The following is a 12173-nucleotide window of genomic DNA, read 5'->3' on the forward strand; positions in this document are numbered from 1 at the left end:
GCGGGAATAGTTCTACGGCAATGAATCGCCGCCGGCCTGCGCTCCCGTGCAGGTCGGCGGCTGTTCCGTCATCAACAGGAAGATCGAACATGGCACGAACCGGCCACAAAAATGCAGCCCGCAGGGTGCTGATCTGGCTTGTCGCAATATTCGCTGTACTGACAGCAGTCCTCGGTGGCGGCGTCATCACAGGTCACGCCAGCTGGGCCCCAAAGCTCGCGCTTGACCTTGAGGGCGGCACGCAAATGATTCTCGCACCCAAGGTCGAAGGATCAACCGGCATCAACGAAGAACAGTTGAACCAGGCCGTCGCGATTATCCGCCAACGCGTTGACAGCTCCGGTGTCGCCGAAGCGGAAATCACCACGCAGTCCGGCCGTAACGTCGTGGTGAGCCTTCCTGGGACGCCAAGTTCGGAAACCCGCGCCCTGATCCAGGCATCTGCCGACATGAACTTCCGCCCGGTGATCACGGCCGGAGACCCTGCGGCCGTTCCGGTGGCATCGCGCACGCCTGATGCGAGCCTGCCCAAGCCCACGGCTGCGCCGGCCAACGCCAGCGACAACAACTGGGTGACAGCGGACGTCTACAAGGCCTTCGAAGCCCTGGATTGCGTCAATCCGGCCCAGGACAAGCAGCCGCGGTCGGATCCGGCCAAGCCGCTGGTGACCTGCGAGCCGGCAACGGCCAAGACTCCTGCCGTTAAGTACATCCTTGGCCCGGTCGAGGTGAAGGGCCAGGACATCGTTTCGTCCTCCTTCGATCCCGTCCAGGGCGCACAGGGCTCGGTTACCAATGCGTGGGGTGTGACGATCACGTTCGATGCCAACGCCACCAAGACCTTCAAGGACGTTACCCAGAGGCTCAACCAGTTCTACGTGGCATCCCAGGCACAGGGCGGCAACGACCCCAAGGCCCAGTTCGCCATCGTCCTGGATGACCAGGTCATTTCCGCGCCGCGTTCCCTCGCCGTCATCACCGATGGCAAGCCGCAGATCACCGGTAACTTCACGCAAGCCTCCGCGCGGGCCTTGTCGGACCAGCTCCGCTACGGCGCTTTGCCCATCAGCTTCGATATCCAGTCCGAGGAACAGATTTCCGCCACCCTCGGTGGCGAGCAGCTTCGTCTGGGCCTGATGGCCGGTGTGATCGGGCTCCTGCTCGTGGTGGTCTATTCCCTCTTCCAGTACCGGGCCCTGGGCTTCGTCACCATCCTCTCCCTCGTGGTGGCCGGCGGACTCACGTACCTCGCCATCGCGATCCTTGGCTGGACTGAAAACTACCGGCTGTCCCTGGCCGGCGTGGCCGGTCTCATCGTGGCCATTGGTCAAACAGCCGACTCCTTTATCGTGTACTTCGAACGCATCCGCGACGAACTTCGTGAGGGCAAGGGCCTCGTGTCCGCCGTCGCAAATGGTTGGAAGCGCGCCAAGCGAACGGTGCTTGCGTCCAAGGCCGTCAACCTGCTCGCTGCCTTGGTGTTGTACTTCGTCGCTGTTGGAAACGTCCGCGGCTTCGCCTTCACCCTTGGCCTCACCGCGTTGGCCGACCTCCTGGTCGTGTTCATGTTCACGCACCCCACGCTCCAGGTGCTGTCCCGGACCAAGTTCTTCGGGGAAGGTCACCGCTTCTCGGGCCTCGACCCTGAGCGCCTGGGCGCCGTGCCGCTGTACCGCGGTGCCGGCAGGCTCCGCACGCCAACTGAGAAGCCCGCCGTCGTGCGCGCCCGTAACACCGGTGCAGCCGCTGAAGCCGAGCGCCGCATGACCATCGCCGAACGCCGGCTTGCCGAGAAGCAAGCTCAGCTCACTGGTTCTTCCAACGGCACCCAGGAGGAGAAGTAATGACCACGAGCTTCGCAAAGTTCGGTAACGAGCTCTACACGGGCAAGCGCTCTTACAACTTCGTATCCAGCAAGAAGATCTGGTTCATCATCGCCGCAGTGGCGGTGGCGATCTCCATCCTCCTTCCGGTCGTCAAAGGCGGCTACAACCTTGGAATCGACTTCAGGGGCGGTTCCGAGTTCACGGTGTCCAACGTGAAGACCACCGATTCCGCGGTAGGCGAAAAGGCAGTCCACGACGTCGTTTCCGGTGCCGTTCCGCGGGTTGCCAACGTCGCCGGCAGCACCATGCGTATCCAGACCGACAAACTCAGCGATGACCAGACCATCAAGATCAAAACGGATCTTGCAAAGGCCTACGGCGTCACCGAAAACCAGGTCACCTCTACCTTCATCGGCCCCACCTGGGGGCAGGATGTCACCAAGCAGGCGCTGATCGGCCTCGCGGTGTTCGTAGGCCTGGCAGCTCTTTTGATGGCTTTGTACTTCCGTACCTGGAAGATGTCGGTCTCTGCCCTTGCGGGCATGCTGGTCACGATGTTCTGCACGGCCGGTATCTACTCCTTGAGCGACTTCGAGGTGACCCCGTCGGCCATCATCGGCTTCCTGACGGTTCTCAGCTACTCGCTTTACGACACCGTGGTGGTTTTCGACAAAATCCGTGAAAACACCTCGGACATCACCACCTCCAGCCGGCGCACTTTCGCCGAAGAGGTCAACCTTGCCGTCAACCAGACCCTGGTGCGCTCCATCAACACCATGATGGTGGCAGTCTTGCCCGTCGCCGCGATTCTCTTCATCGGTGCTGGATTGTTGGGCGCCGGCACGCTGCGCGACCTGTCCCTCGCGTTGTTCGTCGGCATCCTGATCGGTACCGCGGCCACGATCTTCATCGCGGCTCCGCTCTACGCCTGGCTGCGCCAGAGCGAACCCGAGTTGCAGAAGCAGGCCAAGAAGGTAGCTACTCGACGCGCGGCAGCTGCCAGCACGAACTCGGAAGCCGCCGCTGTTTAGCCTGGTTTCCTCCTGAAGGGCCGGCCACCGCTGAAAGGCGGTGGCCGGCCCTTTCCGTTCCCGGCTCCGTCATCTGGGTACCGGTTCTTGGACAGGTCACCGGCGGGAATAGACTGGGAGAATTAAGTCAGTCGTGAGAGGTGCTTTTGTGGAGGAACGTACGACGTCGGCGCTGCCGGCGGGCGGAGAGGACGGCCTGAGCCGCGTGCCCGGCACCGCAACTGCAGCTACGGGAAGCACCGTGGATGGTGTGCCCGTGGACAGCCCGGGCGTGCGCCCGACGTTCCCCGGACGGCGCGAGCGGACGCGCTCCAGGCTGGCGAAACTGACTGGACGAGGCACGAGCACCTATTCGCCCATCCTCGAGCCGCTCCTTCGGACCGTCAGGGCAAACAACCCCAAGGAAGACCTCGATCTCATCCAGCGGGCCTTCACCGTGGCCGAGCGAAGCCATCAGGGGCAGAAGCGGAAGAGCGGCGATCCGTACATCACCCACCCCGTGGCAGTGGCCACGATCCTGGCTGAATTGGGGCTCACCGGCACAACCCTGGCAGCTGCGCTCCTGCACGACACCGTGGAGGACACTCCCTACACGCTCGCTGACCTGACGCGCGATTTCGGCCCGGAGGTCGCGATGCTCGTGGACGGCGTCACCAAGCTGGACAAGGTCCAATTCGGTGAGGCCGCACAGTCCGAGACTGTCCGCAAGATGGTTGTGGCCATGGCCAAGGACATCCGGGTGCTCATGATCAAGCTTGCGGACCGGCTGCACAATGCCCGTACGTGGCGGTTTGTTTCCGCCGAATCATCCGCACGCAAAGCACGCGAAACGCTTGAGATCTTTGCGCCGCTGGCCCACCGCCTCGGCATGAACACCATCAAATGGGAACTCGAGGATCTCTCCTTCGCCGCCTTGTACCCGAAGGTGTATGAAGAGATCGTCCGGATGGTGGGAGACCGCACTCCGGAGCGGGAGAAGAGCCTGAGCGTCATCCGCAACCAGATTGCCGAAGACCTGCGCGTCGCCCGCATCAAGGCCACCATCACGGGACGCCCCAAGCATTACTACTCGATCTACCAGAAGATGATCGTCCGGGACAAGGACTTCGACGACATCAACGACCTCATGGGCGTGCGCGTCCTCGTGGACTCCGTCCGAGACTGTTACGCGGCCCTTGGCACCTTGCATTCGCGCTGGAACCCCCTGCCGGGGCGGTTCAAGGACTACATCGCCATGCCGAAGTTCAACATGTACCAGTCCTTGCACACCACCGTCATCGGGCCCGGGGGCAAGCCGGTCGAGATCCAGATCCGTACCCACGAAATGCACCGCAGGGCCGAGTATGGCGTGGCTGCGCACTGGAAGTACAAGGACCAGCCCAACCGGACCGCCGTAGGCCCGGGGAGTCCCAAGGACGGCGACATGGGATGGTTGCGTTCCTTGGTTGACTGGCAGCAGGAAACGTCGGATCCGGGCGAATTCCTGGACTCGCTGCGTTTTGAGATCAATGCCCGGGAAGTGTTCGTCTTCACCCCCAAGGGCGAGGTCATGGCCCTTCCCGCAGGATCGACGCCGGTGGACTTCGCTTACGCGGTGCACACCGAAGTAGGTCACCGGACCATCGGTGCGCGCGTCAACGGCAAGCTGGTTCCGCTCAACAGCGAGCTCAACCACGGCGACTGGGTGGAGATCTTCACCTCCAAGGCCGAGGGCGCTGGACCGAGCCAGGACTGGCAGCACTTCGTCAAGAGCGCCCGGGCACGCAACAAGATCCGGCAATGGTTCAGCAAGGAACGCCGCGAAGAGGCCATCGAGCGCGGCAAGGACCAGCTGACACGGGCCATGCGTAAGCAGAACCTGCCCCTGCAACGGCTCATGACGCATGACGCCCTGTCCACGGTGGCGGAGGAGTTCCACTACGTCGACATTTCCGGCCTGTATGCCGGTGTGGGCGATGGCCATACTTCGGCTCAGTCCGTCATGGAAAAGCTCATGGAGCACCTTGGCGGCCATGAAACGCCCGATGAGGACCTGGACGAAGTCAGTATTCCCTCGCAACTCCAGAAGACCCGGTACTCGGACTCCGGCGTCATTGTCCGGGGTGTAGGGGACGTCTGGGTGAAGCTGGCCCGCTGCTGCACGCCTGTACCGCCCGATCCGATCCTCGGATTCGTGACGCGGGGCTCGGGCGTGTCGGTACACCGCACGGACTGTACGAATGTCTCGGATCTCCGTGACCAGCCCGATCGCATCGTCGAGGTTGAATGGGCTCCAACCCAGTCCAGCGTCTTCCTGGTTGAGATCCAGGTGGAAGCACTGGACCGGAAGTCGTTGCTCTCAGATGTCACCCGCGTGCTGTCGGAAAACCACGTCAACATCCTGGCTGCTTCCGTGCACACGTCCAGCGACCGGGTAGCCATCTCCCGCTTCGCTTTCGAAATGGGCGATCCGAAGTACCTGCACCACGTGCTCAGTGCCGTGCGCAGGATCGACGGCGTCTTCGATGTCTACAGGACCACGGGCAACCGCAGGAGGAGCTGAGCCGAAGCAACTCAGGCCGCCGCCTCCGGTGGGAATGCACTGGTCGTTCGCGCGTCGGCGGTCGGACCCAGGGCGGCGAGCTTGCGCAAGGCAGCCTTCTTGTGGGGCACCCTCGCGGACGCCTCCACCGCGAGGGTCAAGAGCCGCAACCGCACACCCAACTCGTCCTGGGAGAGCATCATTCGCAGCGCGGGCACGGCCCTGCTGGCTTCGACGTGCAGGGCCACATCCACGGCCGTCCGCAGGGGACTGGTCACGAGCAGCCCGCCGATACTGACCACGTCCAGTTGGCCCAAGCGGACTTCGTGCAGAATGCAGCCGCGGGCCGAGCGCAGGCTCGAAATGCGGTGTTTGGCGTCCACCAGGAGCGAAAGCCTCTCAGGGGCATCCGCGCAACCGTAGATCCATGCCGCCGTCATGCGGCCCGCAATGACCTTCCTGCGAATACGATCCGGAACCACCAGGGCCGCCGCGCGGGCGCGGAGTCTCGGCGTGACATCCAGCCCGGGAGGAGTGAAGCTCTTCTCGTACAGCGGGGTGAGCACCCCGTCCGCGGCCATCGATTGAAGCTCAGCCCACGTGAACATCGGGCTAGGCGCGTACAGCTCCTGGGAAAGGAAGTCCTGTTGTTGCGGGGGCGGGAGTCCTGGGGCCATTCAGCAATCATCGCGTGGCCGCCGCAACGGGAACAGGCCCCGGCCTGGTTATGTGGATAACCGGGACGGGGCCTGTCAGCTCAGTTAGGACAGTCAGCCCTTACTGCTAGGCGAGATCGCTGGCCGAGCGCTGGATCTGGTCAAGCCAAGCCTCACGGGCCTCGAGGGCCTCACGTGCATTCTTGATGCGGCGCTGGTCTCCGGCCTTTTCTGCCTTTTCCAGGTCTTCCCTCAGGCCGGCGATGGCAGCCTCAAGCTGCGACAGGGCGCTGTTGGTACGGGCCTTGGTCTCCGGATTGCTCCGGCGCCACTTATCCTCTTCGGCTTCGCGGACGGCATCCTCAACCTTGCGCAGGCCGGCTTCGATCCTGCCCATGTCGGCGCGGGGGACCTTTCCGGCTTCTTCCCAGCGGTCGCGGATGGACTGCAGGGCCTTCTTGGCAGCATTGAGGTCCGTGATCGGCAGGAGGGCCTGGGCCTCGACAACGAGTTCTTCCTTGACGGAAAGGTTCGCTGTGTACTGCTGGTCGATCTCGTCGTTGGCAGCCTGGCGGTTGCTGAAGAAGACATCCTGCGCGGCACGGAACCGGAGCCAGAGGGCGTCGTCGTCCTTGCGGCTGGCGCGGGGCGTAGCCTTCCACTGGTCCATGAGCCGGCGGTATTCGCCCGCCGCGAAACCCCAGTCCGTGGAACTGGAGAGTGCTTCGGCCTCGACGATCAGCTGTTCCTTGGCGACCTTGGCGGCCGAGTTGGTGCTGTCCAATTGGGAGAAGTAGGCGCGGCGATGGCGGTCAAAAACGGTACGAGCCGAGCGGAATCGCTTCCACAATGCGTCCTCGTTGCTTCGTCCAAGCCGGATGCCGTTCTTCTGGGCTGTTTTCCAGCTCTCGAAGAGTTCGTTCATGCGGGCGCTGGACGTCTTCCACTGGACCTGGGACGGATCCTGGGACGCGATGGATTCTGCTTCGGCAACGATCGCCTCGCGTGCCGCGAGTTCCGCGGAGCGTGCGGCGTCGTGCGCAGCCTTCTCGGACTTTTCCAGTTCGGAAATCTGTCCGGCGAGGGCATCCAGGCGGGCTTCCGCAGTGCGGATGTCTCCCACCATGTTGCGCTCGGCCAGCTGCTCGCGCAGGTGCTCGACCGTCTTCTGCATGTCCGTGGCCGGGGCCTTGGACTCGACGCGGTGTTCCATCAAAACGATCTGCGCAACCACGTCGTCGTACTTCCGGGCGAAGTACGCCAGCGCCTCGTCGGTGCTCACTCCCGGGTACTGTCCCACCGGCTGCTCTTCGCCGTCGATGGTCAGGAAGACATGGCCGTCACCCTCGGCGCGCCCCCACTTGGCGGCTTCCGCCAGGGACACCGCCGTAGGCTGGGCTGCCGGCGCCGCCGGAATCACGCTGGTTGAAGCTTTCGGGCGGGCAGCAAACGCCGCGGGAGAAGGCGCATGCGAGAGGGCCGGTCGTGGCGCCGGAGAAGCAGGCCTGGCGGCGGGCTCTGCCGGGGCGGCGGGTTCGGCAGCGTCGGCTACCGGGGCAGCGGGCTCTTCCTGGGCAGCTACGGGCTCCGCGGCGTCGGCTACCGGGGCGGCGGGCTCTGCCGGGGCAGCTGGATCGCCGCCGGTTTGCTCAGCTACCGGAGCCTGGGTTTCTTCGTCGTTGGCCACTACTGCAGTTTCGTCGGATTTCTGACTGTCTGTCACCGCTAAAAGTCTTTCGCTTGGAGGGATTACTAAGGTAATGCGCCGTGGACCGTGGCCCGGGCTGGTTACTTCAGAGAAAACGAGTCTATCGTGACAGGTGCCACAGGGGCGCCGTCGGTGGCGCTGCTACCCGGATTAATACCTGCCTGGGCGATCTTCGTCACGATATCCATGCCGCTCGTCACCTTGCCGACGATCGTGTACCCGCCGGCGGAATCCGGGGGAATGACCGTGTCCTTGTACACGATGAAGAATTGGTGCCCGTTGCCGTAGGCGTTGTTGCCGGTCCGGGCGACCGCGATGGTTCCAGCCGGGTAGGTGTTGTTTGAGGGGGTGTTCTCCAGTGGTCCCCAGTGGAAGTTGGGGTCGTCGGTGGTGTCAGTTCCCTTGGCGCCGCACTGCAGCACCGAGAAGTTGTCCGCGGTGGTCAGTCGAGGGCACTTGAGCCCGCTGTAATAACTCGCGTCAGTAAGGGATTTGAACACGGCTGCGGCCTGCGGAGCCGTTGTGCCGTTCAGTTCGACGCCGACGGCCCCTCCATTGAGGCTGAGCTGGCCAGTGAACGTCTTACCCGCGGCTGTGTCGGCTTTGGGAATGCCGTCACTATTCGAGCCTGTTGCTGCGGCGGAAGCGGATGGGTTCGCAGAAGCGGACGGCGAACTCAGCCCGGCCTGCGCCGCTGCGAACTCCGATTCGCTCGGGTTCGAGTTGAACACCGTGAGTTGGAGCACGACGGCGGTAATCAGGGCGGCGGCGCCCACGCCGACGGCGATCACATTGTCCCGGCGCCGGCGCTTGCCCTGTGCACGCCGAAGCTCGCGCTTGGCTTCCATCTGCCTGATGCGCCGTTTGGCTTCACGGTTGTCCCGCGGCCTTGTAGACAAGGGTCCTCCTGGTTGTCTGGACGAGCTTCCATCGCAGGCAGGCCGAACCCGGGTGCCCGCATTAGATGTGCAGGCGCCGAAAGCATAAACTGGCTGCCGCACATAGTTTATGCATGACTGGCTGGACGCCCGCCTAACCTGAGCCGAATCGGCCCGTGGTTCGTGGCGCCAGGTCCGGACCGCGCAATCATTGAGGAGAAATTTCCACCATGGCCCGTACCGCCTCCCTGTCCGGATTCCCCGAGTGGCTTCCCCAGGAGCGGTTGGTGGAACTGCATGTCCTGGACACGTTGCGCAAGACGTTCGAACTCCATGGCTTCTCTTCGATCGAAACCCGCGCTGTTGAGACAGTTGGCCAGCTCCTGCGCAAGGGCGAGATCGACAAAGAGGTATACGGCCTGAGCCGCCTGCAGGAAGACGAGGACGCCGCCGGCGAGGGCGGAAAGTCGGACAAGGCGGATCCCAACGCGCTGGCCCTCCACTTCGACCTCACGGTGCCGTTTGCGCGCTACGTCGTCGAGAACGCCGGTTACCTCGCCTTCCCGTTCCGCCGCTACCAGATCCAGAAAGTGTGGCGGGGGGAGCGTCCCCAGGAAGGCCGCGCGCGCGAGTTCACGCAGGCGGACATCAACGTCGTGGGCGACGGCGAGCTGCCTTTCCGCTACGACGTCGAGATTGCCCTCGTCATTGCGGAAGCGCTGAGTGCCCTTCCTATCCCGGATTTCCGCCTACGGATCAACAACCGCAAGTTGGCCGAGGGCTTCTACCGCGGTATCGGCCTGACGGACACTGCAGGGGTGCTTCGCAGCATCGACAAGCTCGAGAAGATCGGTGAGGCGAAAGTCGCCGAGCTGCTCAAGAACGAGCTGGGCGCCACGGACGAGCAGGCGGCACTTGCCTTGAAGCTCGCAAGCATCCGCACGGAGGACACGTCCTTTGTGGCACAGGTCCGCGCCCTCGGTGTCGCCGACGAGCTCCTCGAAGAAGGCCTCAGCGAGCTCGAACAAGTCATTGAGGCTGCCGTGCAGCGCGCCCCCGGCAAGGTTGTTGCCGACCTCAGCATCGCCCGGGGCCTCGACTACTACACCGGCACCGTCGTCGAAACCGTCCTGGTAGGGCACGAGCAACTCGGTTCCATTTGCTCCGGCGGCCGCTACGACGCCCTCGCCAGCAAGGGCAACCGCAAGTTCCCCGGCGTCGGACTGTCGATCGGCGTGACCCGCCTCGTGTCCCGCATCCTGAGCCAGGAATTCGCGACGGCGTCGCGATCGGTACCCACGGCAGTGCTTGTGGCCCTCAACAACGACGACAGCTGGTCTGCTGCCCAGGACGTCGCGGCCCAGCTGCGCGGGCGGGGGATCGCAACCGAGGTTGCGGCGAAGGCCGAGAAATTCGGCAAGCAGATCAAGTTCGCCGACCGACGCGGCATTCCTTTCGTCTGGTTCACGGACGACGACGGCAAGCACCAGGTAAAGGACATCCGCACTGGAGAGCAAGTCGACGCGGATCCGGCCAGCTGGGAGCCTTCGCCCGAGGATCTCCACGTCCGCATCACCACGCGCTAGGCACTAACCGGCGCCTCAAAGGCTTCAACCCCGCAGGCGTCAGCCGGGGGAGGGAAGCGCTCCGTGGCGGCCACGATTCATTCATACGGGTAAACTCGAACGGGATCGTTTAGCTATGATCCGCTGAAAATCATGTTGAAAGGAATGCTGTGCTGCGCACACATGACCTCGGATCCTTGCGTTCCGAGCACATTGGACAGACCGTCACCCTGGCAGGCTGGGTAGGCCGCCGCCGAGATCACGGTGGCGTGGCCTTCGTCGATCTGCGTGACGCGTCCGGTGTCGCCCAGGTGGTTGTCCGCGAGGAAGAGGTCTTCCACGGCCTGCGCAACGAATACGTGCTGCAGATCGTGGGCACCGTGAGCAAGCGTCCCGAGGGCAACGAGAACCCGCACCTCGCCACGGGCGAGATCGAGGTCATCGCCGAGAAAGTGGTGATCCTCAACACCTCGGACCCCCTGCCGTTCCAGATCGACGAGCACGTCGAGGTCGGTGAGGAAGCACGCCTCAAGCACCGCTACCTTGACTTGCGCCGCCCCGGCCCCGCCCGGAACCTGCGCCTGCGTTCCGAAGCGAACCGCGTGGCCCGCGAACTGCTTCACCAGCAGGGTTACGTGGAGATCGAAACTCCCACGCTGACGCGTTCGACGCCGGAAGGCGCCCGTGACTTCGTTGTTCCGGCGCGCCTGGCCCCGGGTTCCTGGTACGCGCTTCCGCAGTCGCCGCAACTTTTCAAGCAGCTACTCCAGGTCGGCGGTTTCGAAAAGTACTACCAGATCGCCCGGTGCTACCGCGACGAAGACTTCCGTGCGGACCGCCAGCCGGAATTCACCCAGCTCGACATCGAAGCCAGCTTCGTTGACCAGGACGACGTCATCGAGCTCGGCGAAAGCATCGTCAAGGCACTGTGGCAGCTGATCGACGTCGAAATCCCGACGCCGATCCGCCGCATGACCTACCACGAGGCAATGGCCAAGTACGGCTCCGACAAACCGGACCTGCGCTTCGGCCTTGAGCTCACCGAGCTGACGGAGTTCTTCAAGGACACGAACTTCGGCGTCTTCAAGGCGCCCTACGTCGGCGCCGTCGTCATGCCCGGCGGAGCCTCGCAGGCCCGCCGCGCGCTGGATGCCTGGCAGGAGTGGGCCAAGCAGCGTGGCGCCAAGGGTCTTGCGTACGTGCTGTTCAAGGAGGACGGCGAGCTCACGGGCCCCGTTGCCAAGAACCTCACGGACACCGAGCGGGCCGGCCTGGCCGACGCCGTGGGCGCAAAGCCCGGCGACTGCATCTTCTTCGCCGCTGGCGAGAAATCCCCGTCCCGCGCCCTGCTGGGCGCTGCCCGCGTCGAGATCGGCCACCGCACCGGCCTGATCGATCCCAAAGACTGGGCTTTCGTCTGGATCGTCGACGCGCCGATGTTCGAACCCGCAGCCGCAGCCGTCGCTTCGGGTGACGTCGCGGTGGGTGGCGGACAGTGGACGGCCCTGCACCACGCCTTCACCTCTCCGAAGCCCGAGTTCCTTGACTCCTTTGACAAGGACCCGGAAGCGGCACTGTCTTACGCCTACGACATCGTGTGCAACGGCAACGAAATCGGCGGCGGATCCATCCGTATCCACGAGGCCGATGTCCAGGAGCGCGTTTTCGAGCTCATGGGCCTGGACAAGAAAGACGCGCAGACCAAGTTCGGCTTCCTGCTCGAGGGGTTCAAGTACGGCGCACCTCCCCACGGCGGCATGGCCTTCGGTTGGGACCGCGTCGTGGCACTGCTGGCCGGCGTGGACTCGATCCGCGACGTCATCGCTTTCCCGAAGTCCGGCGGCGGCTACGACCCCCTGACCGCTGCTCCTGCGCCCATTACTGCGCAGCAGCGCAAGGAAGCCGGAGTTGACTTCAAGCCTGAGGCCAAGGCGCAGGCAGCGCCGGCAGCCAAGCCGGAGTAGCTGGAAACCGCAGAAATAACCCGG

At 64.0% G+C, this 12173-nt stretch carries 8 protein-coding genes; 5 read left to right on the forward strand and 3 right to left on the reverse strand.

Features of this window, described 5'->3' with window-relative positions; genetic code table 11:
- The first annotated feature begins 89 nt into the window (after positions 1-89).
- The 3 genes from secD to ACSVHC_RS21475 all read left to right on the forward strand — a co-directional run bounded on the left by secD (position 90) and on the right by ACSVHC_RS21475 (position 5399).
- A complete protein-coding gene (gene secD / locus ACSVHC_RS21465; RefSeq protein ID WP_437770100.1) occupies positions 90-1844 on the forward strand; it encodes a protein translocase subunit SecD in 1755 nt (584 codons plus the stop codon).
- Positions 1844-2857 (forward strand): protein translocase subunit SecF, encoded by a 1014-nt coding sequence (secF, locus tag ACSVHC_RS21470; RefSeq protein ID WP_437770099.1) that lies wholly within the window; start codon positions 1844-1846, stop codon positions 2855-2857. Before secD ends, secF begins: the two co-directional genes overlap by 1 nt.
- A 148-nt stretch (positions 2858-3005) precedes the next feature.
- Complete coding sequence (locus ACSVHC_RS21475) at positions 3006-5399, forward strand: RelA/SpoT family protein (protein WP_308193900.1); 2394 nt, start codon at positions 3006-3008, stop codon at positions 5397-5399.
- An 11-nt stretch (positions 5400-5410) separates the two neighbouring features.
- Here the strand turns inward: ACSVHC_RS21475 and ACSVHC_RS21480 are convergent, their stop codons facing one another.
- The 3 genes from ACSVHC_RS21480 to ACSVHC_RS21490 form a co-directional block, all read right to left on the reverse strand.
- Complete coding sequence (locus ACSVHC_RS21480; RefSeq protein WP_437770098.1) at positions 5411-6055, reverse strand: hypothetical protein; 645 nt, start codon at positions 6053-6055, stop codon at positions 5411-5413.
- 106 nt (positions 6056-6161) lie between these two features.
- The gene (locus ACSVHC_RS21485) at positions 6162-7757 is read right to left on the reverse strand and encodes a DUF349 domain-containing protein (protein WP_437770097.1); all 1596 of its coding nucleotides are present in this window, start codon (positions 7755-7757) and stop codon (positions 6162-6164) included.
- Between the two features lie 65 nt (positions 7758-7822).
- Positions 7823-8590, reverse strand: a complete 768-nt coding sequence (locus ACSVHC_RS21490) for a peptidylprolyl isomerase (protein ID WP_437774022.1) — start codon at positions 8588-8590, stop codon at positions 7823-7825.
- 260 nt (positions 8591-8850) lie between these two features.
- Between ACSVHC_RS21490 and hisS the strand changes: the two genes are divergently transcribed.
- Both hisS and aspS read left to right on the forward strand, forming a co-directional pair.
- Positions 8851-10206 (forward strand): histidine--tRNA ligase, encoded by a 1356-nt coding sequence (gene hisS / locus ACSVHC_RS21495; RefSeq protein ID WP_439181292.1) that lies wholly within the window; start codon positions 8851-8853, stop codon positions 10204-10206.
- A 149-nt stretch (positions 10207-10355) separates the two neighbouring features.
- Positions 10356-12149, forward strand: coding sequence for an aspartate--tRNA ligase (gene aspS, locus ACSVHC_RS21500; RefSeq protein WP_437770095.1), 1794 nt, complete (start codon positions 10356-10358; stop codon positions 12147-12149).
- Positions 12150-12173: the final 24 nt, after the last annotated feature.

The organism is Arthrobacter sp. KNU-44 (assembly GCF_051843155.1).
Taxonomy (GTDB): Bacteria; Actinomycetota; Actinomycetes; order Actinomycetales; family Micrococcaceae; genus Arthrobacter.

Bases quoted from the DNA above. Each gene is read 5' to 3' on its own strand.
- ACSVHC_RS21490 (WP_437774022.1), bottom strand. From the start codon at position 8,590: ATGGAAGCCAAGCGCGAGCTTCGGCGTGCACAGGGCAAGCGCCGGCGC.
- hisS (WP_439181292.1), top strand. From the start codon at position 8,851: ATGGCCCGTACCGCCTCCCTGTCCGGATTCCCCGAGTGGCTTCCCCAG.
- secF (WP_437770099.1), top strand. From the start codon at position 1,844: ATGACCACGAGCTTCGCAAAGTTCGGTAACGAGCTCTACACGGGCAAG.
- secD (WP_437770100.1), top strand. From the start codon at position 90: ATGGCACGAACCGGCCACAAAAATGCAGCCCGCAGGGTGCTGATCTGG.
- ACSVHC_RS21480 (WP_437770098.1), bottom strand. From the start codon at position 6,055: ATGGCCCCAGGACTCCCGCCCCCGCAACAACAGGACTTCCTTTCCCAG.